The 23495-nt window shown below is 65.1% G+C and carries 29 protein-coding genes and 1 pseudogene; 24 read left to right on the top strand and 6 right to left on the bottom strand.

What is annotated here, in order from left to right; genetic code table 11:
• Positions 1-58 precede the first annotated feature (58 nt).
• Genes motA through AB5I39_RS13415 form a run of 13 tightly spaced genes read left to right on the top strand, consistent with a single transcriptional unit; the run spans position 59 to position 9524 of the window.
• Entirely contained in the window at positions 59-943 is an 885-nt protein-coding gene (motA, locus tag AB5I39_RS13475) for a flagellar motor stator protein MotA (RefSeq protein ID WP_404367782.1), read from the top strand.
• Positions 918-1298 carry an STAS domain-containing protein gene (locus AB5I39_RS13470; RefSeq protein ID WP_404367779.1) on the top strand — a complete coding sequence of 127 codons (381 nt, stop codon included), beginning with the start codon at positions 918-920 and terminating at the stop codon, positions 1296-1298. The genes motA and AB5I39_RS13470 overlap by 26 nt, the downstream gene beginning before the upstream one ends.
• Positions 1295-1660, top strand: a complete 366-nt coding sequence (locus AB5I39_RS13465) for a response regulator (protein ID WP_404367776.1) — start codon at positions 1295-1297, stop codon at positions 1658-1660. Before AB5I39_RS13470 ends, AB5I39_RS13465 begins: the two co-directional genes overlap by 4 nt.
• On the top strand, positions 1657-3831 hold the full coding sequence (locus AB5I39_RS13460; RefSeq protein WP_404367773.1) for a chemotaxis protein CheA: 2175 nt from the start codon (positions 1657-1659) through the stop codon (positions 3829-3831). The genes AB5I39_RS13465 and AB5I39_RS13460 overlap by 4 nt, the downstream gene beginning before the upstream one ends.
• Complete coding sequence (locus AB5I39_RS13455) at positions 3828-4319, top strand: chemotaxis protein CheW (RefSeq protein ID WP_404367770.1); 492 nt, start codon at positions 3828-3830, stop codon at positions 4317-4319. The genes AB5I39_RS13460 and AB5I39_RS13455 overlap by 4 nt, the downstream gene beginning before the upstream one ends.
• Positions 4319-5209: a CheR family methyltransferase gene (locus AB5I39_RS13450; protein ID WP_404367768.1), complete on the top strand. Its 891-nt coding sequence runs from the start codon at positions 4319-4321 to the stop codon at positions 5207-5209. The genes AB5I39_RS13455 and AB5I39_RS13450 overlap by 1 nt, the downstream gene beginning before the upstream one ends.
• Positions 5206-6234, top strand: a complete 1029-nt coding sequence (locus AB5I39_RS13445) for a chemotaxis response regulator protein-glutamate methylesterase (protein WP_404367765.1) — start codon at positions 5206-5208, stop codon at positions 6232-6234. The genes AB5I39_RS13450 and AB5I39_RS13445 overlap by 4 nt, the downstream gene beginning before the upstream one ends.
• Before the next feature lie 16 nt (positions 6235-6250).
• Positions 6251-6640, top strand: a complete 390-nt coding sequence (locus AB5I39_RS13440; RefSeq protein WP_404367762.1) for a response regulator — start codon at positions 6251-6253, stop codon at positions 6638-6640.
• Between the two features lie 4 nt (positions 6641-6644).
• The gene (locus tag AB5I39_RS13435) at positions 6645-7166 is read left to right on the top strand and encodes a chemotaxis protein CheD (RefSeq protein ID WP_404367760.1); all 522 of its coding nucleotides are present in this window, start codon (positions 6645-6647) and stop codon (positions 7164-7166) included.
• 47 nt (positions 7167-7213) lie between these two features.
• Positions 7214-7507, top strand: coding sequence for a hypothetical protein (locus AB5I39_RS13430; RefSeq protein WP_404367758.1), 294 nt, complete (start codon positions 7214-7216; stop codon positions 7505-7507).
• Positions 7508-7513: 6 nt separating this feature from the next.
• Complete coding sequence (locus AB5I39_RS13425) at positions 7514-8374, top strand: flagellar motor protein MotB (protein WP_404367756.1); 861 nt, start codon at positions 7514-7516, stop codon at positions 8372-8374.
• A 12-nt stretch (positions 8375-8386) separates the two neighbouring features.
• Positions 8387-8827: a hypothetical protein gene (locus tag AB5I39_RS13420; RefSeq protein WP_404367753.1), complete on the top strand. Its 441-nt coding sequence runs from the start codon at positions 8387-8389 to the stop codon at positions 8825-8827.
• A 46-nt stretch (positions 8828-8873) separates the two neighbouring features.
• Positions 8874-9524: a PilZ domain-containing protein gene (locus AB5I39_RS13415; protein WP_404367750.1), complete on the top strand. Its 651-nt coding sequence runs from the start codon at positions 8874-8876 to the stop codon at positions 9522-9524.
• On the opposite strand, the gene fliP is transcribed toward AB5I39_RS13415, so the two are convergent.
• The 3 genes from fliP to AB5I39_RS13400 are packed head-to-tail and all read right to left on the bottom strand — an operon-like array spanning position 9502 to position 11337.
• On the bottom strand, positions 9502-10200 hold the full coding sequence (gene fliP, locus AB5I39_RS13410) for a flagellar type III secretion system pore protein FliP (RefSeq protein WP_404374153.1): 699 nt from the start codon (positions 10198-10200) through the stop codon (positions 9502-9504). The two genes, AB5I39_RS13415 and fliP, sit on opposite strands and share 23 nt — an antisense overlap.
• A gap of 19 nt (positions 10201-10219) precedes the next feature.
• The gene (locus tag AB5I39_RS13405; RefSeq protein WP_404367747.1) at positions 10220-11101 is read right to left on the bottom strand and encodes a flagellar biosynthetic protein FliO; all 882 of its coding nucleotides are present in this window, start codon (positions 11099-11101) and stop codon (positions 10220-10222) included.
• Positions 11101-11337 carry a FliM/FliN family flagellar motor switch protein gene (locus AB5I39_RS13400; protein WP_404367744.1) on the bottom strand — a complete coding sequence of 79 codons (237 nt, stop codon included), beginning with the start codon at positions 11335-11337 and terminating at the stop codon, positions 11101-11103. The genes AB5I39_RS13405 and AB5I39_RS13400 overlap by 1 nt, the downstream gene beginning before the upstream one ends.
• Positions 11338-11451: 114 nt before the next feature.
• Between AB5I39_RS13400 and flgC the strand changes: the two genes are divergently transcribed.
• Genes flgC through flhB form a run of 5 tightly spaced genes read left to right on the top strand, consistent with a single transcriptional unit; the run spans position 11452 to position 14278 of the window.
• Positions 11452-11859: a flagellar basal body rod protein FlgC gene (flgC, locus tag AB5I39_RS13395; protein WP_404367741.1), complete on the top strand. Its 408-nt coding sequence runs from the start codon at positions 11452-11454 to the stop codon at positions 11857-11859.
• A gap of 11 nt (positions 11860-11870) precedes the next feature.
• Positions 11871-12188 carry a flagellar hook-basal body complex protein FliE gene (locus tag AB5I39_RS13390; protein WP_404367739.1) on the top strand — a complete coding sequence of 106 codons (318 nt, stop codon included), beginning with the start codon at positions 11871-11873 and terminating at the stop codon, positions 12186-12188.
• Between the two features lie 6 nt (positions 12189-12194).
• Complete coding sequence (locus tag AB5I39_RS13385; protein ID WP_404367736.1) at positions 12195-12458, top strand: flagellar biosynthetic protein FliQ; 264 nt, start codon at positions 12195-12197, stop codon at positions 12456-12458.
• Position 12459: 1 nt separating this feature from the next.
• Entirely contained in the window at positions 12460-13212 is a 753-nt protein-coding gene (gene fliR, locus AB5I39_RS13380; RefSeq protein WP_404367733.1) for a flagellar biosynthetic protein FliR, read from the top strand.
• A 4-nt stretch (positions 13213-13216) separates the two neighbouring features.
• Positions 13217-14278, top strand: a complete 1062-nt coding sequence (gene flhB, locus AB5I39_RS13375; protein WP_404367730.1) for a flagellar biosynthesis protein FlhB — start codon at positions 13217-13219, stop codon at positions 14276-14278.
• Positions 14279-14294: 16 nt separating this feature from the next.
• Here the strand turns inward: flhB and AB5I39_RS13370 are convergent, their stop codons facing one another.
• Complete coding sequence (locus AB5I39_RS13370) at positions 14295-14696, bottom strand: flagellar assembly protein FliX (protein WP_404367727.1); 402 nt, start codon at positions 14694-14696, stop codon at positions 14295-14297.
• A gap of 85 nt (positions 14697-14781) precedes the next feature.
• Between AB5I39_RS13370 and AB5I39_RS13365 the strand changes: the two genes are divergently transcribed.
• The 3 genes from AB5I39_RS13365 to AB5I39_RS13355 are packed head-to-tail and all read left to right on the top strand — an operon-like array spanning position 14782 to position 16611.
• Complete coding sequence (locus tag AB5I39_RS13365) at positions 14782-15894, top strand: flagellar basal body P-ring protein FlgI (protein ID WP_404367724.1); 1113 nt, start codon at positions 14782-14784, stop codon at positions 15892-15894.
• A complete protein-coding gene (locus AB5I39_RS13360; RefSeq protein WP_404367722.1) occupies positions 15891-16199 on the top strand; it encodes a rod-binding protein in 309 nt (102 codons plus the stop codon). The genes AB5I39_RS13365 and AB5I39_RS13360 overlap by 4 nt, the downstream gene beginning before the upstream one ends.
• Positions 16189-16611, top strand: a complete 423-nt coding sequence (locus AB5I39_RS13355) for a flagellar biosynthesis protein FlgN (RefSeq protein WP_404367719.1) — start codon at positions 16189-16191, stop codon at positions 16609-16611. The genes AB5I39_RS13360 and AB5I39_RS13355 overlap by 11 nt, the downstream gene beginning before the upstream one ends.
• A gap of 129 nt (positions 16612-16740) precedes the next feature.
• Here AB5I39_RS13355 and AB5I39_RS13350 read toward each other — a convergent pair whose 3' ends face one another.
• Positions 16741-17163, bottom strand: a complete 423-nt coding sequence (locus AB5I39_RS13350; RefSeq protein ID WP_404367717.1) for a flagellar basal body protein — start codon at positions 17161-17163, stop codon at positions 16741-16743.
• On the bottom strand, positions 17163-19892 hold the full coding sequence (locus AB5I39_RS13345; protein WP_404367714.1) for an SBBP repeat-containing protein: 2730 nt from the start codon (positions 19890-19892) through the stop codon (positions 17163-17165). The genes AB5I39_RS13350 and AB5I39_RS13345 overlap by 1 nt, the downstream gene beginning before the upstream one ends.
• Positions 19893-20031: 139 nt before the next feature.
• On the opposite strand from AB5I39_RS13345, the gene fliG reads away from it, so the two are divergent.
• The 3 genes and pseudogenes from fliG to fliF all read left to right on the top strand — a co-directional run bounded on the left by fliG (position 20032) and on the right by fliF (position 23484).
• Entirely contained in the window at positions 20032-21066 is a 1035-nt protein-coding gene (gene fliG / locus AB5I39_RS13340) for a flagellar motor switch protein FliG (RefSeq protein ID WP_404367712.1), read from the top strand.
• Between the two features lie 26 nt (positions 21067-21092).
• Positions 21093-21770, top strand: coding sequence for a FliH/SctL family protein (locus tag AB5I39_RS13335; protein WP_404367709.1), 678 nt, complete (start codon positions 21093-21095; stop codon positions 21768-21770).
• A 143-nt stretch (positions 21771-21913) separates the two neighbouring features.
• Positions 21914-23484: pseudogene (gene fliF / locus AB5I39_RS13330) on the top strand (flagellar basal-body MS-ring/collar protein FliF).
• Positions 23485-23495 lie beyond the last annotated feature (11 nt).

Here is a 23495-nt window from a genome sequence, read left to right as displayed (position 1 = left end):
GACGTGCCGTCTCCTATAAGTAAAGCATAGCGTTCAGTCCGGAGAGTTGCGGCGTGTCATGTTAAACGGTGTCGGGTTCCTTCTCATTCTCGGGTGCGTGTTCGGCAGCTTTTTGATGTCGGGCGGCAAGATGGAAGTCATCTTCGAAGCGCTACCGCATGAATTGATGGCGATCGGCGGGGCCGCGATCGGCGCGTTCATCGTCGGCAATTCGCTGGCGACCGTGAAGAGCGCGGGCAAGGGATTGCTGCGGTCCTTCAAGGGCTCGCGCTGGAAGGACAGCGACTATCGCGATCTCCTGACGCTGCTGTTCGGTCTATTGTCGACCTTCAAGAAGGGCGGCGCGACGGGGATCGAACCGCATCTCGACAATCCGGCCGAAAGCCGGCTGTTCAAACCCTATCCGCGCTTGCTCGCCGATCATCATCTCATTGATTTCATATGTGATTATCTACGGATGATGACGATCAACTTCGAAGACCCGAACCAGCTTTCGGAGGCGATGGAGAATGACATCGACAAGCATCATGCCGAGGAACTGCAACCGCAGACCGCGCTGCAGATGATGGCCGACGGCCTGCCCGCGATCGGCATCGTCGCCGCCGTGCTCGGCGTGATCAAGACGATGGCGTCGATCGATCAGCCAGTCGAGGTCCTCGGCGCGATGATCGGCGGCGCGCTGGTCGGCACCTTCCTGGGCGTGCTGCTGGCCTACTGCTTGGTCGGTCCGCTCGCATCGAAGCTGCTCTCGGTCGTCGAGGATGACTGCAAGCCCTTCGCCATCGTCAAGACCGCGATCGTCGCGCACGCGCAGGGACTGCCCACCCAGGTCGCGATCGACATCGCCCGGCGGATGGTTCCGTCCAGCTTCGCCCCCTCCTTCCAGCAACTCGAGCAAACTCTCGATGAGGCAAAAAATGACCTTAACGCCCAACCCGCCTGACCTCCTGCCAGAGCTGGAGGAGCCCGCCGCCACGGTCGTGGTGCCGCTGGCCGACGTGACCGACCCAGGCGTGATCCGCTTGACCGGCCACGGCGCCACGGTGACGGCCGAGGCACTCCGTGCCGAACTGGTGCTCGCGGCCGATACCGCCGCCTCCACCTCGATCGACGCGTCGGAGCTGCTCAGCGTCGGTCAGGCCGTGCTGCAGCTGCTGATCGCGGCCCGTGAAGACGCGCTGCAGAACGATCATCCCTTCGAATTCATCGGCGCGAGCGCCGCTTTTTCAGAACGTGTCATTGGCTGCCAGCTGGCCGAAGTGATCGGCCTGTCGGCCGGAAAGGAAATGTCCCTGTGAGCAAACTCATCCTTACCGTCGATGACTCGGCCAGCATGCGGATGCTGCTGAAGACGTCGCTGACCGCGCAAGGTTTTCGCATCGAGAGCGCCAATGACGGCGTTCACGGTCTGGAACGGATGCACGATGTCAAACCCGATCTGCTGATCACCGACATCAACATGCCCAAGATGGATGGTTTCGAGCTGATCGAGGCCGTTCGTGCGGTGTCGGACTTCCGCGGCACACCGATCCTGGTGCTGTCGACCGAATTCTCGGACGAGAAGAAGGCGCGCGCCCGCACGGCCGGTGCGACCGGCTGGATTACCAAGCCGTTCGACGCCGAGAAGCTGGGGGCGGCCATTCGTCGCGTCTGCCCGTGAGCGAGGAACTCGACGAGATCCAGGGCATCTTCTTCGAAGAATGCGCCGAAGGGCTGGTCGTTGCCGAGCAGGGTCTGTCGGCAATGGCGGCTGGCGACGTCTCGAAAGAGGTGATCGCAGGCGTTTTCCGCGCGGTGCATTCGATCAAGGGCGGCTCCGGCGCGTTCGGGCATGAGGCGCTGCGCGCCTTCTCGCACTGCTTCGAGAACGTGCTCGACGAAGTACGCGCCGAACGCATTCCCGCCACGCCCGGCGTCACCAAGGTGATGCTCAGCGCGTTCGATATCCTGACCGACCATGTCGGGGCGGCGCAGGGTACCTGCGCGCTGCCGAACGATGCGGCCGTGCTTGCGGCTCTTGAGGAAATCCTGGCCAACAAGGGCGTCGCCGATGGCGGCGCACCGGCCGCCGAGGCCGCGCCCGAACCGGTCGCGCCGGTGGCCGACGAATTCGGGTTCACGCCCGTAACCGCGCCAGTCGAGGAAATCGATCCGTTCGGCTTCGAGCCGGTCGAGGTTGCGCTCGACCTGGAACCCGAAGCGCCTGCGCCGTGGACCGTGCATTTCGCACCGTCGCGCGCCGCACTCGCCAACGGTTCGGAACCCCTGCTCAGCGTGCGCGAAGTGGAACGGCTGGGCGGCACGATCGTGGGCGTCGATTCATCGGCCCTGCCCCCGTTGCGCGAACTTGACCCCGAAGAGAGCTACCTCGTCTGGATCATGTCGGTACCGGGAACGATCGAGGAAAGCGCGATCGCCGAGTGCTTCGACTTCGTAGCACCGGATTCGCGAGTGGAGATCACTCGCGCGGAAACCGCGCCGCGCGCCGTCGCAGCGCCCGAACCTGAGCCGGCGTCGGAACCGGCCCCGGTCGCCACTGCGCCGACCTTGACCCTGGTCGAGAAAGCCCCCGCTGCTGCTGCCGCATCCGCCGCGCCCGCCCCTGCCGCGCCGCCCGAACCGCGGCCGATGGACCCGGTGCAGCAGACCATCCGCGTCGACCTGACCAAGCTCGACATGCTGCTCAACCTGGTCGGCGAGCTGGTGATCCGTGGCTCGATCCTGTCCGACCGGCTTTCGCCGGCCGATCAGGAGCGCGTCGAATTGCCCGAACTCGCACGGCTCACGCGCGAGATTCAGGACAATGTCATGTCGCTGCGCGCGCAGCCGATCCGCCAGGCCTTCTCCCGCGTGCCGCGCATGTTGCGTGACCTGGGGGCCGAGACCGGTAAGCAGGTCGTGCTGGAAATCAGCGGGGAAACGACCGAAGTCGACAAGGGCGTGATCGAGAAGATCGGCGATCCGCTGACGCACATGATCCGCAATGCGATGGATCACGGCATCGAGAAGCCGGCCGACCGTGTGGCCGCAGGCAAGTCGCCCGAGGGCCAGATCACCCTGTCGGCCGAACAAAAAGGCGCGCGCATCTTCGTGCGGGTCAGCGATGACGGCCGGGGCATCGACCGCGTTCGCGTCAAGGCCAAGGCGGTCGAAAAGGGCATCATTCCGGCGGACGCAGTGCTGTCCGACGAGGAAATCGACCAGCTCATCTGCGCCCCCGGATTTTCGACTGCCGAGACGATCTCGAGCATTTCCGGCCGTGGCGTCGGGATGGACGTGGTGCGATCGAACGTCGAGGCACTCGGCGGTCGCGTCGACATCACCTCGACCCCAGGCCAGGGCACGTGCTTCACGATGATCCTGCCGCTCACGCTCGCCATTCTGGACGGGATGATCGTGCGGCTCGCCGGGCAACGCTTCGTGCTGCCGCTCGCCAACGTGATCGAGACGGTCCGGCCGGAGCCCGGCCAGGTCCGCGCGATGACGCCTACCAGCGAAGTGATCGAGCTGCGCGGTGCCTACCTGCCGGTCAAGCGCCTGACCGACCTGTTCGGCTTCGCGCCCGACACGCGCCGCACCCCGGAGGAATTGCTCGTCATCATCGTGGAGAGCGAGACTGCCGGCAACGTCGGCATCATGGTCGATACGATCGATGATCGTCGCGAAGTGGTGATCAAGAGCCTCGAGCAGAACCTCCACCCGATCCGCGGCCTCGGCGGCGCGACCATCCTTGGCGACGGGTCGATCGCTCTGATCCTCGACATCGACGCGCTGGTCGCATCGCACGGCCAGGTAAATTCTAAATTCCCCCTCAAAGGATTGGCGGCATGAGCACTCTCAACACCCCCGGTGAACGCAAGATCGTTACCTTCTCGCTCGGCGAACAGATGTTCGGCATCGACATGAAGGCGCTGATCGAAATCCGCGAATGGGAAGAACCGACGCCGCTGCCCAGCGTCCCGGCTTTCATCAAGGGCGTCACCAACCTGCGCGGCACGGTTGTCCCGGTTGTCGGCCTCGCCGAACGCCTCGGCTGGACGCCGAGCGTGCTGCACGCGCGCTCCTGCATTCTTGTCGTCACCATTGCGGGCAAACAGGCGGGTTTCCTGGTCGATGAAGTCGCCGACATCATCGTGATCAACGACGATGACGTACAACCGGCACCGGACGTCGAGATCGGCGAGCAGAACGTGATCGCCGGCCTGATCCAGGTTGTGCCGCGTGCCCAGGAAGGTGCCCAGGCCGAGGCCGCTGGGATGGTGCTGCTGCTCGATCTCGACGCTCTCAGCCTGACGCGTCATCTCGATCTGGCTGCGTGATGCACGACGCGGCGACACGCGCCGATGGCGGCGGATCAGGCGCATTACGCGCATCGGTTTCGGCCGAGCTCGGTGGTGCCGAGTTCGCCGCGATCGCGCGGATCATGCAGACCGACGCGCGGATTCACCTCACCACGGCGAAGACGACGCTGGTACAGTCGCGGCTTAGCCGTCGCTTGCGCGATCATGGCCTGGCGACGTTCCGCGATTATGTCCGGCTGGTCGAATCCGATCCCGTCGAACGCTCCGCTATGATGGTCGCGCTGACCACCAATCACACGCATTTCTTCCGCGAAAATCACCATTTCGAGCATCTGCGCGAAACCACGCTGCCCTGGCTGCAGGAGCGTGCGCGGAGCCAGCCGGTGCGGATCTGGTCGGCCGGCTGTTCGAGCGGCGAGGAAGTCTACACGATCGCAATGTGCCTGCTCGGGCAGGACCGCACCTCCGCATCCTGGCTGCGGCACGGCGACGTGCGGTTGCTCGCCACCGATCTCGCGCCGCATGTCGTCGAGAGCACGCGGCGCGGCGTTTATTCGGCCGAGACCGTCGAACCGGTGCCCGCCGCGTACCGCTCGAATTGGATGCGGCCCGCAGGCCCGGATTTCGTGATGGCGGAGGAGGCCCGTTCGCTGGTCACCGCGCGCGTGCTCAACCTGTTCGACCCGTGGCCGATGCGACAGCAATATGACGTCATCTTCTGCCGCAATGTCATGATCTACTTCGACGATGCTGCCAAGGAAGAGCTCGAGGCGCGCTTCGTCGCCCAGCTCGCCCCCGGCGGTTATCTCTACATTGGCCATTCCGAACGTCTGATCGGTCCCGCGACCAGCGGCATGACCAATTGCGGTCAGACGATCTATCGCAAACATAATGGAGCAACGCGATGAGCGGCACGCCCGTCCGTGTTTTGATCGTTGATGACAGCGTGTCGATGCGCGCTGCGCTCAAACGTATTCTTTCTGCCGATCCGGAAATCGAGGTCGTCGGCCTCGCGCCCGAGCCCAATGCCGCGCGCGCGATGATCAAGGACCTCAATCCCGACGTTCTCACGCTCGACATCGAAATGCCGGGAATGGACGGCCTGTCCTTCCTGGAACGGATCATGCGGCTGCGACCGATGCCGGTTGTGATGTGTTCGACGCTCACTGCGCGTGGTGCGGAGGCAACGATCGAGGCGCTGCGCCTTGGCGCGGTCGATTGCATCGCAAAGCCGACCGGCAATCCGCTTGAGATCGAGCAGGATTCGGCCCGGTTGTGCGCGACCGTAAAGGCGGCCGCGCGTTCGAAGGCGCGCCGGGCGCCCGACAGCGTCGTCCCGGTCAAGGCGTCGGCGCCCGGATCGCTGCGCGACGTGATCATCGCGATCGGCGCGTCAACCGGCGGTGTCGAGGCCTTGTTCTCGATTCTCAAGGCGTTGCCGGTCGATTGCCCGCCGATCTTGATCGTCCAGCACATGCCAGCCGCGTTCACGCCAGGGTTCGCCGCCCGGCTCGACAAGGAATGCGCGTTACGCGTCGTGGAAGCGCAGGACGGCACGCCGATCACCCGTGGAACCGTCTATATTGCACCAGGGGGACACACGCACATGGAACTCGCAGGCGGCATTCACGGACGGATCAAACTCCGGGCAAGTGATCCCGTCGGCGGGCACCGCCCCTCGATCGACGTGCTGTTCCACTCCGTCAGCCAGCTCGGATCCGCTGCGGTCGGCGTCATGCTGACCGGCATGGGGTCTGACGGGGCCGAAGGGATGCTCGCGATGCGCCAGGCCGGCGCACGGACGATCGGCCAGTCGCGCGAGACATGCGTGGTTTACGGAATGCCGCGTGCCGCGTTCGCGCTGGGCGCGGTCAATCGGGAAGTCGATCTGTCCGCAATGGCCGAGGCGATCCTCGGCGCATGCCGCAAGTAAGTTTTGGGAGCGATCGATGCCAGCCGCAGCCGCAATCAAAGTCATGGTGGTCGACGATCAGACCAGTATGCGCGCTATGATCCGCCGAACCTTGCAGGATCTCGGTTTCAAGGACGTCCGGGACAAAGCCGGGCCGGTCGAGGCACTCGCCGCGATCCGGGCCGACCGCGTCCATTTGATCATCTCCGATTACAACATGCCCGACATGGACGGCCTCCAATTCCTGGAGGAAGTCCGCAAGGACGCCGTGATCGGGAAGACCGTGTTCATCATGCTCACCGGCTCGGCCGATCGCGAGATCGTGCAGAAGGCGGCGGGCCTCGGCGTCAACAATTACGTGGTCAAACCCTTCTCCGCTGCGGCGCTGAAGGAAAAAATCGAGCGCGTCTTCGGCGAGTTGACCTGATCCCATGCGCCGCGTCTCCATCATACAGGGCGAAAGCTTCGTTTCGGGCGAACCCAATGTCGTCATTTCGACGCTGCTCGGGTCGTGCGTGTCGGTATGCCTGCAGGACCCGGTCGGTCGCGTCGGCGGCATGAACCACTTCCTGCTCGGCGAACCCGGCAAGGATGACCACGTCAACAGCCGCGACATGGCGCGTTACGGCGTCCACGCGATGGAATTGCTGATCAACGAATTGATGCGCCGGGGCGGGGTTCGCTCGCGGTTCCGTGCGCATCTCTACGGCGGCGCTAACATCGTGGCGGGGCTCGGGTCGATCGGTAGCAGCAATGCCGACTTCGCGCGCCGCTTCATGGAAACGGAAGGAATTGCGATCGGCCATTGCGATCTTGGTGGCACCCACGCCCGCAAAGTCGAATTCGTGCCGTATGAGGGCAAGGCTCGCTCGCGCGCGGTCGCCGAAATTCCGAAGCTCATCACGCCGCCGGCCCTGCCGATGAGCAATGATGGCGACCTCGAGCTGTTCTGATGACCGCCCAGTCGTCCCCCTTTTCTCTGGTACAGGTGCTTTAGAGCATGGCACATATCGACGACCTCGCCGCGTCGCTCTATCTCGCAATTGCCGCGGAAATTCGGGACGTGCGCGCCCTCATCGAATTGCTCGCCGACACGCTGGTGTCCGACGAAGCCTTCGCAATGGCCTATATGGAGCAGCTCCAGACGTTCGATCTGGTGATTCAGCGTGCCGACGAAAGCGCCGACCTGATCGACCGTATGGCGAACGGATCGGGGTCGCTGGAGGCGATCAGCAAGGTGCGCTTGGGCATCGTCCAGGACAAGCTGCGGTCCGCTCTGTCCGTCGCGGCCTGATCCGCGATGGCACGCGCCCCGGTCAACCAGCCGCCGATCGTCATCCGCAAGATCAAGAAGGGGGGCCATGCGGCGCATCACGGCGGCGCGTGGAAAGTCGCCTATGCCGATTTCGTGACGGCGATGATGGCGTTCTTCATGCTGCTGTGGTTGCTCGCCAACCCGGATAAGCAGCGATTGAAGGGCCTGGCCGAGTATTTCTCGCCGTCAACGTCCAACGCTTCATCCTCGACAACCCTGACCAACAACCCCGGCGACCAGCCGGGGCTGGGCGGGCGCACGCGCCGCGCGCAGGCCGACAACACCAAGACCACCGGCCAACCGTCCGCAGAATCCGCCAAGAGCGGCATCTCGCGCGGCGGTACGGCCAACATCCCCGACGCATCGATGCGCGTGATGGCGCAGGAAATGCGCGTCGCGCTGCAAACAGCGGCAGAGGGCGCGCAGGACAACATCAAGGTGGAGCCCGACCGCGACGGCGTCCGCATCAGCCTGATGGACACGGCCAAGCGCCCGATGTTCGTGGGCACGACCGCCGTGCTCAATCCGTTTGCCGCGGCGATGCTGGGCGCGTTGACGCGCAAGCTCACGAAATCGGGCGCGCAGATCGCGATCGAGGGACATACCGATGCGACCGGCGGACAGAGCGAAGCCAATTGGCGCTTGTCGGCCGACCGCGCGCTCGCCGCGCGAGCCGCGATGATCGCAGCGGGCCTTACGCCCGATCGCTTTGCCGAAGTCGTCGCGCTGGCGGGCACGCAGCCGGTCTATCCGGGCGAACCCAACCGGCCGGAAAACCGCCGCATCACCATCGTCGCCTTGGGCGCTGCACCCGCGCTGCCCAGCGATGCCAGTTTCAAATTCTGATCGGGCCGCCCAGTGAAAACCGCCCTTCTCATCCCCGTCCTGCTGGTCGCAGGGCTTGGCGTCGGTGGCGGCGCGGCCTTCGGGGTGCGGCAATTGCTGCCGCCCCCTGCGGCAACGCAAGAGGCCGCGCATCCGAAGGTCGAAACCGCATTCGTACCGACCGGCAAGATCCTCGCCCCCCTGGTATCGGCCGATGGGCGTTTGGCGGGCTATGTCCAGTTCGAGGTCCAGCTCGAGACCGACGAACACGAGGTCGATTTCGTCACCACGCGCCTGCCGCTGCTGATGGATGCGATCAACATGCGCACGTACCGCACGCCGATGACGAGCGGCCCCGGCGGAATGCTTCCCGATCTGGCGGTGTTCCGCAAGGTCGTGATGACCTCCGCCGCCGAGGCGTATGGCGGCAAGATCGTGAAGCGCGCAGTGATCATGACGGCGACGCCGGCATGACCCCAGGCTCGAATGTTCCACCCCCGGCCGAAAGAGGAGTTCCCCCATGACCCCGTCGCCGTATGTGACGAACGCGCCCGTCCTGGCCCCGCGCGAAGCGCGCCTGACCACGATCCTGCTCATCGCCCGCTTGTCGACCGCCAGCCGCGACGATCTGTGCCGCGTCCGAAACCTGTCCTCGGGCGGAATGCGGATCGAGACGCTGTCGCCGGTCGAGACCGGCGAGCGCGCGCGCGTCGAGCTCAAGAACGGCGCGATCGTCGAGGGTGTCGTCGTCTGGTCGCGCCATCCCGAAATCGGGCTGCGCTTCGACGAAGCGGTTGATCCCGCCGAATTGCTGAAGCCGCCGGTGCGCAATGCCAAGGCACATCTACCGCGCTCGCTGCGTCTGGCAACGCGGTGCCCGGTGACGCTGCGGCGTAACGGGCATCTGCTGTCTGGCACCTTGCAGGACATCTCGCTCGGCGGGGCGCGCATCGCGGCCTCGGGTACGGTGGAGCTTGGCGATCAAGTCGTGTTGGGCATCCCGGGGCTTGACCCGCGGCGCGCGGTGGTGCGCTGGGTCAAAGCGGGCTTCGTCGGCCTAGCCTTCGTCGAGATGATCGCGTTCGACGATCTCTCACGCTGGCTGGCCAACGAACAGCGCCGAGCGATTGCCGGCGCCGATCAGCCCGCTACGTCGTCCCAAAACTCCTGATCAACGATCCTGCCACCAACGCCCAACCATCGACCAGCACGAAGAAGATGATCTTCATCGGCAGGGCGATCGTCGGCGGTGGCAGCATCATCATGCCCATCGCCATCAGCACCGCCGACACCGCCAGATCGATGATCAGGAACGGCAGCAACAACAGGAATCCGATCTCGAACGCGCGGCGCAGCTCGGAGATCATGAACGCCGGCATCAGCGTGGTAAGCGGAATGTCCGCGCGCGTCGGCGCAGGCTTGCCCGACAGATCGGTGAACATCTGCAGATCGTCATTGCGCACATGCTTCAGCATGAATTGGCGGAACGGCTCGGACGTGCGGGTAAACGCCTGTTTCTCGGTCAGCCTGCCTTCGGTGTAGGGCGTCACGCCCTTGTCGTAGGCCTGCTGAAACGTCGGTGCCATTACGAAGAACGACAGGAACAGCGCCAGGCTGATCAGCACCGGATTGGGCGGCACCCCCTGCGCGCCGATGCCGGTGCGCAAGAGCGACAAGGCGACGATGATCCGCGTAAAGGACGTGACGGTCATCAGGATGCCCGGCGCAAGACTGAGCACGGTCAACATCATGACAAGCGTGATCGCCTGACCCGATACCGAGCCCTTGCCGAGATCGACCGAAGCGGACTGGGCGAGCGCCGCGGAGGGCAGCGTAACCGCCAGCATGAACAACAGGATGCGCAGCTTAGCCACGACGCACCCCTTTCCGTGCGGCGCGTGCCTTGCGCGCGGGTTTGCGGCTTGGCGGTCGCGTCGCGGTTCGCTGCACGCTGGCGCGGGGCGGCGGAGGGGGATCATCCGATGCCGAATATGTTCCCGCCATCGCTGCGGCGGGTCGGTCGATCATGAGCCGCAGCAACGGCGGCGCGGCGGTAACCAGGGCTCGGCGCTTCGGCGGCGTTAACGGATCCCGACTGGCGGCGACGGGTGCCGACGCAGCCGCCTGCAGCGGCATCGGGCGCATAGTGGCGACCAGCCGCGCGATCCGTTCGTCAAGCGTGCGGCCGGCCTCGGCTAGACCTTCTCTCGCCCGCGCTCCGATCGACCGGAGCAAGTTCACTCGGCGGAGAACCTGGACACGCGCTGCGATGCCCTTGCTGATCCGCCGGCCGTGACGCGTGGCCAGCTTGACTGCCTGCACCAGTGCTTGCGCAAGCCATTCACCCAGCGGCACGGCGCGATCGCGCGCGCGCTCCACCAGCGTGCCGAAGCCCTGGCCCACCGCGGCGAGCTCCGCGCGGAACTGCGGCACCTCGGGCGCTGCCTCGGCGACCGGCGGCACCGCGGCGAAATCAGCCGCATCGCGCACCACGGCACTTTCGAGGATCACATGCCCCTCCGGTGCGATCAGGATGAGATGCTCGCGCCCATCGCGGCGCAACAACGCGACTGAGCGGCGCGCGTCGATCGGCAGCCGCTCGACCAGCTCAAGCCGGCTGGCGCGCGTCATGCCGGTTCGCCCCGGCAAGCGAATGTCATAGCGGCGTACCAGCCACAAAGCGGCACTCAACATGCCGAGGACCGTGGCAAGGCCACCCAGCGTCCGCAGGATCGATGCGAGGTCCATCAGCTGCGCGACCGCTGCACGATTTCGATCACCTCGAGCGACATCTGGTCGCCATCGACCATCACTTTGCCGCGCGCGACCAGCTCGTCATTTACATAGACCAGCGTCGGGTCGTCATGCCCGCAATCGAGCGGGATCATCGCGCCGCGCCCCATCTTCAGGATCTGGCGGATCGGCACCTGCGCCGATCCCAGGACGACCGACAGATCGACATAAATGCTCTCGAGGACGGACATAGCCAAAAAGCTCCTTCCCCAGAGTTATAGGAAAATCTTTCCGGCTTCCGCGTCTCGCTAGGCAATATTTGCCTATAACGGAGCTGTGCGCCGATCGGGCGCCGGAGACGAAGCATGGATTTGAAGACCACCCTGGCGGTGTCCGCATCGGGACTGCGCGCGCAATCGCTGCGGATGCGGGTAATCGCGGAAAACCTTGCCAATGCGGACTCGGTCGCGCGCACGCCGGGCGGTGACCCGTATCGGCGGCGCCTCCCCACCTTCTCGTCCGAAGTCGATCGGCAGACCGGCGCCGCGGGGGTACGGGTGGACTCGATCGAAGCCGACAAGAGCGACTTTCAGCGCGTCTATCAGCCCGGCAGCCCGGCCGCCGACGCCAACGGCTATGTCAAGAAGCCGAACGTCAATGCGCTGGTCGAAGGCGCCGACATGAAGGCGGCGCAGCGCTCCTACGAAGCCAATCTCAGCGCGATCGAAGCGGCCAAGAGCCTGACGATGCGCACTATCGATCTCCTCAAATAAGGAACCGCACTATGTCGATCGGAGCGTTAGACGCGACCAAGGCCTATGGCCGGATTCTGGACGCGACCAAGATCCCCAAGATCGCCGAAACCGAAACCACGCCGGGCACCGGGAGTGGCTTTGGCAGCATGGTCGAGAAGCTCGTGAGCGATGCCGCCGGCAACATGCGCGCCGCCGAAAATGCCAGCGCCAAGCAGGTCGCGGGCAAAGGCGATCTGATCGACGTGGTGACCGCGGTCGGTGCTGCCGAAACCGCGCTCGACACCGTCGTCGCGGTGCGCGACCGGATGGTGAACGCCTATTCCGAAATCATGCGTATGCAGATCTGACGCACGATGACGCCGTTCGACGCGATGGAGCTGGCCAAGACCGGCATGATCCTGGTGCTGACGATCGTCGGGCCGATGCTGATCACGTCGCTGATCGTCGGCGTGGTGATCGGCCTGTTCCAGGCGCTGACGCAGGTGCAGGAAATGACGCTGACCTTCGTCCCCAAATTGCTGGCGATCGGTGTCGTGATGCTGCTGTCGCTGCCGATGATCGGCCATGCGCTGTCGAATTTCATGACGCAGATCTCGGCCATGATCGTGTCGCACTGACATGGAATTGCTGCCGATCGAGGGGACGGCCTTCCTGATCTTGTTCGTGCGGGTCGGCGCGGTGCTGATGCTGCTGCCGGTCTTCTCCGACGACGCTATTCCGGCCAAGATCCGATTGATGCTGTCGCTCGGCATGACGGCGGGCCTGTGGGGCCTGCTCGGCCCGCGCATCATGCCCTTTGCCCAGAACAGCAATGCGCTGCCGGGCATCATCATCGCCGAGATGCTGACCGGTCTCGCGATGGGCATGATCATCAAGATCATGTTCCTCGCCGCCGCAATGGCGGGGTCGCTGATCAGTATGCAGGTCGGCCTGTCCTCCGCGCTGATCAACGATCCGTCACAGGGCGGGCAAGCGCCGGTCCTGTCGAAACTGATGACCGTCGCCGCCGCCGTCGTGTGCATGGGCATGGGCGTCCACCATTTGTGGATCGTCGCGATCGTGCACAGCTACGCGATGTTCCCGGTCGGCGGGTTGCCGCCCGCAAGCGATTTCGCGCAACTCGCGATCCTGACCATCGGCAAGGCGATGAGCCTGTCGATCAGCCTTGCAGCACCGCTGCTGATCTATGGCATCGTGTTCAACATGGCGCTGGGCCTGTCGGCGCGGCTAGCGCCCGCGATCCAGGTGTTCTTCATCGCCCAGCCGCTCAACCTGCTGCTTGGCCTTGCGCTTTTCGCGACGCTGATCGGCGGAATCCTTACCGCTTATTCGTCCGCGATGGTCGATTGGCTGCAGACCGGACTGGTGTAGCGCGATGGCCGACGCAGACCAGAAAACACAGGACCCAACCGACAAGAAACTAAGCGACGCACGCGCAAAGGGTGACGTCGCGACCTCCACCGAAATGCGCCATGCGGTGATGTTCATCGCGATGATCGTCGTCGCGGGGGGCCTGGGCAGCTGGACGCTGGCGCAGCTCGGCCCGATGCTGGTGCGGCTGTGGGGCAGCGCCGATGATTATGCGCTCGAGCCCGCCGGCGGCCAGGCTTTCGCGACCGGCGTCCTGTTCGCCCTGTTTCGCGGGCTTGCGCCGATCCTGGGCGTGCTGTTCGGCTTTGCGCTGCTGATCCTGTTCGTGCAGGGCCGCCCCACATTGTCCTGGTCGCGGGTGAAGCCCAAGCCCTCCAAACTCAACCCATTCACCGGTTTTGGCCGGATGCTCGGCCCACGCGCGCTGATCGAATTCGCCAAGACCTTCGCCAAATGCGTCGTGGTCATCACGATCGCGACGCTGGTCGTCCGCCCGCGCTTGGCCGGCCTCGACCAATTGATCGGTGCCGACCCACTGACCATCGCCAAGACCGCGGGCGACATGGTAGGCGCGATGACCAAATCGGTCGCGATGCTGGTCGGCGCGATCGCCGCGTTCGACTTCATCTATCAGCGGCGGTCCTTCTTCAACCGCATGAAAATGTCGCTGCAGGAGGTGAAGGACGAGCACAAGCAAGCCGAAGGCGACCCCAAGATCAAGGCCAAGATCCGCGCGATCGGTATCCAGCGTTCGCGGCGGCGGATGATGGCGGCGGTGCCGACGGCGAGTGTCGTCGTCACCAACCCGACGCACTACGCAGTCGCGCTGAAATACGACCACGGCGCGATGGCGGCACCCGTCGTCGTCGCCAAGGGGACGGACGAAGTCGCCCTGCGCATCCGCGAAGTGGCGAAGGAAGCTGGCGTGCCGATCGTCGAGAGCCCCCCGCTCGCCCGCGCGCTGTACGCCAGCGCCATGATCGATCGCCCGATCCCGACCGAGCATTTCAAGGCGATGGCGGAAATCATCGGCTATGTCATGCGGCTGGCCAAGAAGCGCGTCTGAGCGCGCTCCGACGAGATCAAACGATATATTCGTGCTTGGCCAGTTCGATCCGCACGCGCAGTTCGATGTCCTTGAGCAAGGCGGCGAGTTCGGGTTCCTGCGGCGCATGTTCTTCGGCCGCCCACGCAGCGACTTCCTCCAGCCGCTCGACCGGGGGCAAACCCGCCGACAGCGCACGGTCGAGGCTTTCCAGCGCCCGCAGGCCGCGTTCCGCATCGGCCGCGGCGCGGCGACGGCGCTCGATCGCCGGTTCCGCGGTGGCGAGCGTGACCAGCATCTCCACGCTGACCGGCTGCGCGACCGGCGTTGCCGGGGCGGGCGGTGCCGCGATCTTCTCCGCCACGGCGAACCCGGCCGCCTTCGGCAGCGCCGTTTGCAGCAAGGTGGCGACGAGCGCGGGATTGGCGGTGATGCGCAAGGTTTCTCCCCGCGGCGAGGCACTGCTGCCGCATACTATCCTATAAGAAACTAATGGTGATCTTTCCACGAATCCGGGGTGTTTTATGCGTTTGTCCCATCTGACGATGGCGATCCTGCTCCCGCTGGCGGCGGCGCTGACGCCTACCGCCGCGCAGGCGGGCCCGCGCATCAAGGATATCGTCGATATCGAGAATGTGCGGCCCAACCAGCTCGTCGGTTACGGCCTCGTGGTCGGCCTCGCCGGCACGGGGGATCGGATGCGCAACGCCCCCTTCACCGAGGAATTGATGCAGGCGATGCTCGAACGCATGGGCGTCAACATTCGCGGCACCAAGATGCAGACGCAGAATGTCGCGGCCGTCTCGATTTCCGCCACGATGCCCCCCTTCGCGCGCGCCGGCTCGCAGATCGACGTGCAAATCTCTTCGCTCGGCGATGCCAGCAGCTTGCAGGGCGGTACGCTGCTCGTCTCCTCGCTGCGCGCGCTCGACGGCGAAATCTATGCCGTCGCGCAGGGGCCGGTCGCATTGTCGGGCTTCAAGGCACAGGGGGCCGGTGCGAGCATCACGCGTGGTGTAACCACCTCGGCGCGGATCGCCGGAGGCGCGATTATCGAACGCGAGGTCAATTTCGCCTTCAAATCGGCAAGCAGCCTGAAGCTCGCGCTGAAAAACCCCGACTTCACCACCGCGCAGCGCATCGCCGCGGCGATCAACGGTCGCTTCAGCGGCACCGCCGAAGTGCTAGACCCGGCCACGGTCCAGGTCTCCGCACGCGGCGATCTCGGCGGATCGATGGTCAATCTGGTGTCCGAGATCGAAAATCTCGAAGTCACGGTCGATCAGCGTGCGCGCATCGTCATCAACGAGGCGTCGGGCACCGTCGTCATGGGCACCGACGTGAAGATCAGCCCGGTCGCGATCGCGCAGGGCGGGCTGACGATCAGCATCGCCGAAAATCCGGTCGCATCCCAACCCGCCCCCTTCTCGAACGGCACGACGCAAGTCCTGCCGCGCACCAAGATCGCGGTCGACGACGGCGGCGGCAAGTCGCTCGCCATCCTGGGTGGCGGCACCTCCCTGCAATCGCTCGTCAGCGGCCTCAACCGGCTGGGCGTCAGCCCGCGCGATCTGATCACCATCCTGCAAGCGGTAAAGAGCGCCGGTGCGCTCCAGGCCGATATCGAGGTTCAATGATGTCCCTGCCCCCCGTCACCGCAGCCGCCGGGGTTAGCCCTGCCCCGGCCGCTCCGAAGCTCCAAAAAGCCAAGGACACAGCCGAAAAATTCGAGGCCGTGTTCCTGGGACAGATGACGCAATTGATGATGGAAAGCGTCGAGCTCGGGGATCAATTCTCGGGCGGACATGGCGAAGAGATGTTCCGCGGAATTCTCGCCGAAAAACTCGGCACCGAAATGGCGAAGACCGGCGGGATTGGCCTCGCCCCGGCCGTGCTCGCACAGATGATCAAGATGCAGGGAGGAACCGGCAATGGCGACTGATTTCATCGACACGATCGTATCGCTGACCGCGATCATGGAGGAAGAAACCGCGCGCCTTCTGGCGCCCGGCCGACACAGCGACTTTGCCGAAATGGCCGCCGCCAAGATCAAACTGGTCGCGACGCTCGACACGATCATCGCCGCGCGCGAACGCAGCGGCGCGGACTGGATGGCAGCATTTGACGAAGAGACGCGCGATGCGGCGCAAGCGGCGATCCTGCGCCTGGGGGAGGCCGCGCGCGACAATGCGGCCGTCCTCGAACGCCAGATCGACCTGTCGACCGAGATGATGGACGCCGTCGCCAATGAAGCACGCCGCCTGTCGGGCTCGCGCAGCGCGATCTATGGCGCGAGCGGAATTGTCACCCGCAGCGAAGGCGCAACGCCGATTTCGGTGAATGCGAGTTTGTGAGAGCGGACATCCGTTCGGGCTGAGCCTGTCGAAGCCCCACGCGACAAGCGGTGAGCGACGTGCGGGACGCAGCCCTTCGACAGGCTCAGGGCGAAAGGGATACGGTATTCCCGGCGCAAAATCGCCCCCTTACTGTTTCCCGATCGCCGCCTTCAGCAAGCCGATCTGCTTGCGGTACAGGCTCGTCATCGTCGCGAAATCGGCCTGGATCTGGCCCATTTTGAGCAACTGATCCTCGATCACGACATTATTGCCGTCGGGCTTGGTTTCAGACACGTCGCGATCGGCGACCACATTGCCGCTCATGATCTGACGCGCGCCGAGCGCGGCCATGCCGCTGCTGAGCGTGATGTGCGGCCGCGCGACGGCGGGCTTGCCGCCGCTGTCCTGCGCCGCCAGCAGGCTGGAGAAATTCGGCGCATTCACCTCGCGCGCCTTGAAGCCCGGCGTTTCGCTGTTCGCGATGTTCTGCGCGATCACGCGCTGCCGCTCGGACAGGTTCTTCATCGCCAGGCCGATCCCGGTGAGCAAGGGCGGTGTCGAAGCTGGCATCATTTGAATCCTGTATAACCGCCGAGGGTGCCATTGGCCGCCGGCGTCAACCGCGCGAGCGCCGACTTATAGCTGTCGAGCTGCGCCGCCTGCGCCGGAGTCATCGTGCTGGCGCCCGGCTTCGTGCCGTCGACCAAGCGCGCTTTCCCATCGTCCCAATATAGCGAGCGATAAGCGGTCTGGGTGGTCGAGATCGCACTTTTCAGCACGTTGAGCGTCGCCGCCGCATCCTTGGCGGTCGTGACGTTGAGCGCCTCGGTCAGTGCGAGACCGTAATTGCCGCCCGGTCGCACCTTCGGCGCATTCTTGGCGGCAAGCACGGGCACCGCCAGACGCGTCGGGTCCATCCCAAGTTTCTCGAGCGCGTCCTTGCCCTCCGGCCCAGCGACCAGCGCGACCGACGATCCGGCCTTCGCCTCGATCCGCAGCACCGTCGATCCCGATACCAAAGCCGTCGTCACCGTCGCACCCGATCCGGTCAGCTTGCGGATGCGATCGGCAAGCGTCGTCATCGTGTCGTCGGCCTGGATTACCACCTTCTTGGCGGCACCGCCCTGGACGCGCAGCGAGAATTCGTCGCCAGCGCGCAAGCTGGTCTGCGCGACCAGCTTGACCGATGCCTCCGGGTTAAGCGCGCCGCGGTGCAAGCCGAGCGCGCCGAGCACGCTATCGTCGCCAACGCCCGCCGAAACGCGCACCGGTTCGGTGCGCAGCGCGGTCTGGCCGAATTGCGTGATGCTCTCGATCGCGCCGGTCGCGGCATCGATCCGGCCGATGAAACCGTCGACCGAGCCGCGCCTGGTCCCATCGAGCGCGCCAGTCGTGCGCCCGCCAACGTACAGATCGCCATTGACGAAGGCGACGCTGTCGACCTGATCGTCGGAGGCCGTGGCGATGTAGGAGGTGCTGGCGTTGCTTAGCGCGCTGTCGATCCGCGTGACGAAGCCGTCGCGGCCGCCGCCCGGCGCATTGACTTGCGCGCCGTCCAGCGGCGCGCTTGCCGCGCCCGCCACCGCGATCGTCCCGTCGGATGCCACCGCGATCGCCCGCGCATCGGCCTGACCGAGCGACAGGCTGCCGAGATCGGTGCCGAGCGAGGTCGCGCTGATGCTGCGCACCCGTGCCTCGCCGCTTTGGTTGGTCAGCGCGAGCAGATTGCCGTCTGCGCCGATCACGAGGGCGGTGACGCTGTCGGTCCCACCACCGTCTATCGTGCGGCGTTCCTGCACCTTGCCGGCAGAATCGATCCGGGCGAGGAAGGCGTCGCCATTACCGCTTCCGGATTTGCCGCCGACGAAGATCGTGCCGTCGGCGCCGACCGCGACCGCGTTCGCCCGGTCCGCGCCGGCTGAGTGGATCACGGTCGCAAAGCGTTCGTCGCCCATCGAGGAGAAGCGCGCGACCACCATGTCGCCATCAGCGCTCGCATCGTTGAAGGTACCGTTGACCGTGCCCGCGACAGTGACATCGCCGTTGGCGGCAACCGCCACCGCAGCTCCCTGCGCGCCGCCGCTGGCCCCCAGGCTGCGCTGCCACACGACGGCGCCTTCGCTGTTCAGCTTGGTCAGGAACAGATCTTCGCTGCCGCCCGGCCGGTTCGATTGCAGGTTGCCGCCGGACGTGCCCACGACATAGCTGAAGCCCGATCCGTCGGTCGCGATCGCCTGTGTCGTGGTCGCCGCCTGGATCGGCGTCGGCGCGGCGGGAGCCGGCGGTGTCACGCCCGCGACAGGCTTCAGCGTACGCGGCTTCACATAGGTGAGCTTGGCGCGATCGGTCGCCGCCTGGTCGATCGCGGCGATCGTGTTCATCGGCTTACGCGTCATCAGGCCGTCGATATCGTCGATCCGCGACACCTGCGTCACTGTCGGCGCATCGAGCGCTGTCTGGCCGCTCGCGACGACAAGGGAATCCCGCGCCCCGACCTGATCGATCGACACGCGCTCCGCCCCGTTCGGCGCCTGCACCGAAAAACCCCATTTGTCCGATTTCTTGTCGGGCACGAAATGCACCAGCCACCGCGGCGTGGGATTGCCGTCCTTGTCGAGCACGACCGAGCCGTCGGGATTGCGCAGCTGGATCGCAGCGATGCCGGCGTTGATGGCGGCGGATACCGAATTGAGGGTCGGCGGCTGGACCGTCTGGGACAAATCGACCGTGACGGTGTCGCTGGCGCCGGGCTTGTCGAGCGAGATGCGGAGCACTTCATTGCCCGTCAGCCCCGGCAGCGGTGAATTGCGCTGGTCGAGGATACCCGCACCGCTGAACTTGGTGGGATCAGACGGCGCAATGGAGACCGTCTCAACACGTCGGCTGGGCAGGCCGAACGACAGCTCGACCTTGTCGGCCTTGGCCTGGCCCAAAAAGGTCTGAAGGTCGCTCAGCCCCTTGCCGAACGCCGCCTGCAACGAAGTCCGCTCGGCATCGGTCGTCGTCGTCCGCGCAGCGGCAGTCGCGAGCAGTTGCAGCTTGGACAGCGCTTTATAGGCAGTGAACGTCGTCTCCACGTCGGGTGACCCGGCGGTCGGCGACGTCATCTTCGTGTCGACGATGCTCTTCATCGCCTTGATTGCCGAAATCTGCGCCGACATTGGCGCCTTTTCGGCCGATTGCTTCCACGGCGGCGTGGTCGGCGCGAGCGTGAACTGCGCCTTGGCCTTGCGCACGGCGGGCGACTCCGCGGCGGTGGGTGTTGCAAAATCGGTATAGCTGTTCGTGCCCGAAAGCATCGAAAGGGCGCCCAGCCCGCTAGAAAGATTTATCGACACGAGTTTGCCGCTCCGGCTCCGTGATGCTCCATCCATCCTATAATAGACGCATGTGACGACGCCTCCGCGCGTTAACCCTCATTATATGTCTGGATGCCGAATGAGCATGATGGCGCCGATTTCCCAGCCAGCCGAACTCAAGAAATTCAGTGGTCCGGAACGCGCGGCCGCTTTGATGCTCGCGCTCGGAAAGGATCATGGCGCGCCGATCTGGGAACAGCTGACCAACGACGAAGTCCGCGAACTTTCGGCATCGATCGCACAGCTCGGGCGCGTCCCCTCTGCCGTGGTCGAGCATCTGCTCGTGCAATTTTCCGGCGAGATTTCGAGCATGGCATCGCTCCACGGATCGTTCGAGACGACCGAGCGGCTGCTCGACGGCATCCTGCCCGAGGACCGAGTCAAGGAAATCATGGAGGATATCCGCGGTCCCTCCGGCCGGACGATGTGGGACAAACTGTCGAACGTCAGCGAGACGATTCTGGCGACCTATCTCAAGAACGAATATCCGCAGACGGTCGCCGTGATCCTGAGCAAATTGAAGCCCGATCACGGCGCCCGCGTGCTGGCCGAACTACCACGCGAACTCTCGGTCGACGTGATCCTGCGGATGCTGCGCATGGATACGGTGCAGAAGAAGGTGCTGATCGAGGTCGAAAGCACGCTGAAGACCGAATTCATGAGCAATCTATCGCGATCGCAGCGGCGCGATCCGCACGAGACGATGGCCGAGGTTTTCAACGCGCTCGACCGCGCGACCGAAGAAGCGATGCTGACGGCACTCGACGAAAAGGCCCCCGAGGCAGCCGAGCGTATCCGCGCACTGATGTTCACGTTCGAGGATCTGGGCAATCTCATGCTGCCGGCGATTTCGACGATCGTGCGCAATGCCGACAAGCGCGAAATGGCGCTGGCGCTGAAGGGCGCACCGATGGCGATGCGCGACCTGTTCTTCTCGGGCATGACCGAACGTGCGGCGAAGCTGTTGAAGGAAGACATGGCCGGCATGGGCCCCGTCCGCGCGCGCGAATGCGAAGAGGCGCAAAGCTCGCTGGTTCGCCTGGCCAAGCAGCTCGCCGACAGCGGTCAGATCATGCTGGTCGATCCGAAAAATGACGATGCGATGATCCTCTGACCGCGCACTCGCAACCGGAAGATTCGATGGACACGTCCTGCCACATCACGCCGTTCGCCTTCGACCGCGTCTTCGCCACTCCCAAGGGAGCAGCCGCGGCCGCGAGCGAGACCGACCTGATGGAAACGATCATCGTGCTACGCGCCGAGATCGATTTGCTGAAGGCGCAGTTGGAGACCGCCACGGCGGTCGCACGGGCCGACGGGTTTGAGGGTGGCCTGGCGCAAGCGCGCGGGGAAACTGCCGCAGCGATGCTGGCGGCAACCGATGCGCTGCACGCCTCGATCGAGGCGGTCGAACAGGAATTCGAGGCGATCGAGCAGCGCACCTCGCGCGCCGCCGCCGACGTCGCGCTGGCCGCCGCCGAAGGACTGGCCGCACGCGCCGTGGCAACCGATCCGGCGCTGGCGATCGACGAAGCGATCGGCCGCGTGCTGACCCAGGTCGCGCGCGGCACCGAACTGCACATCCGCGTCCATCCCGATCTGGTCGAGCCGACCGAAGCGCTGATTGCGACCCGCCAGAGCCGCGACCGCCGCCGTCTGGCGCTGACGGTCATCGCCGACCCATCGCTGGCGGTCGGCGACGCGCTGATCGCGTGGGAGCAAGGCGGCCTGACGCTCGATGCCGCCGCGCGCCGCGCTGCGATCCTTGCCGAACTCGGTCTCGACGACGAGATCGGCAACGACAAAAACGCCGCCTGACGGCAAGAATTACCTACCCGGCAAAATCTTCCGCCCAGATCCTCCTATAATGAACAAGAGGGGTCATCGCCCCGATTGCTTCAGTGGGGCCGGCCTTGGACGGATTGCGAAACTTCTTTGCGCAGCTTGGCACGCGCCGCCTGATGATCATGGGCGGGGTCGCGGTCGCGTTGCTGGGCGTGCTCGCGGCAGTGGCGATGCGCGGCGGATCGAGCGAGATGGGGTATCTCTATACCGATCTCGATCCGGCGGTGGCGCAGTCGATGACCGCCAAGCTGACCGCGCAAAACGTCCCCTTCCAGCTTTCTCCCGATGGCAGCGCAATCCTGGCGCCCAAGGAGAAACTGCCCGAACTGCGTATGGCGATGGCCGCCGACAAATTGAGCGGCAAGGTCGGGTACGAAGTGCTCGATGCCGAGCAGCCGTTCGGCGTCTCTTCTTCCCGCGCCAAGCTCAACGAGACCCGCGCGATCGAGGGTGAACTCGAAAAGTCGCTGCAAAGTCTCGACAGCGTGGACCGTGCGCGCGTCCATATCGTCATGCCCGAACGCGCGATGTTCGCCGCGGAGTCGCGCAAGGCGACCGCGTCGGTGACGCTGAAAACGCGCGGCAAGCTTCCCGCCTCCGCCGTGCAGGCGATCCGCTATCTGGTGTCGTCCTCGGTCCCCGAACTCTCGCCCGAACAGGTCTCGATCGTCGATCAGACCGGTGCCCTGCTCGCGCGCGCAGGCGAGGCCGATGACGGCGGCGCATCGCAAGCCGACGACCGCCAGACCAACATCGAAAACCGCGTGCGCACGCAGGTCGAATCCATGCTCGAACCGATCGTCGGCGCGGGCAAGGTTCGCGCGGAGGTGTCGGCGCAGGTCGGTCGCGATCAGACGCGCGAAGAAACCAACGTCTTCGATCCGGACAAGCAGGTGATCGGCCACCAGATCACCGTCGAAAGTGGCGACCAGAGCAACGAAAATGGTGCGACCCCGCCGGGTGCCTCGGTCGGCGCGCAGCTCCCTGAAAGCAAGGGCGCGGTCCCTGCCACCGGCGCGACCGGCGACAGCCGCCGCTCGGCGCGCAACGAAACGTCCGAAGACACAACGTATGAGAACAGCCAGACGCGCACCGTAACCGTGCGCGCGCCCGGCAAACTGACGCGGCTGACCGTCGCGGTGATGGTCGATGGCGGCAAGAAGGGTTTCCCCCGGCCGAAATCGCTCGCCTGACCCGGCTGGTGCAGAACGCGGTCGGCTTCGACCAGGCACGCGGCGACAGCGTGGTGGTGGAAAACATGACCTTCGCCGCGGTCGATCCGTTCGCCGACGCCAAGGGCAGCTGGTTCTCCTGGATTTCGATGGATCAGGTGTTCAGTCTGCTGAAGCTGATCGTCATCGCCGCCGTCGGGCTGATCGCCTTGCGGATGCTCCGTCCCAAGGTCACGCCCGAGCAATTGGCCGCCGAGGAAGCGCGACAGCTGACCGCGCAGAACGCCGAGACGCAAGCGCTCGTCGCGCGCGCCGCCGAAGGCGACCCGGAAGCGCTGCTGCAAATCGAAGCGATGCGCGAGGCGGGCGACGACACGTCGCAGCTCGATCAGGACATCGCGCTCGCCCAGGTCGATGGCCGCATCAAACTCTCGTCTCTCAAGAAAATCGGTGACTCGATCAACAGCAGCCCCGCCGAGGCGGCGTCTGTGATCCGGCAATGGATGAACGCATGATGGAAAGCCCA

Origin of the sequence: Sphingomonas sp. MMS24-J45 (assembly GCF_044881195.1) — a bacterium.
Lineage (GTDB): Bacteria > Pseudomonadota > Alphaproteobacteria > Sphingomonadales > Sphingomonadaceae > Sphingomonas.
This window is presented reverse-complemented; position numbering and strand designations above follow the sequence as displayed.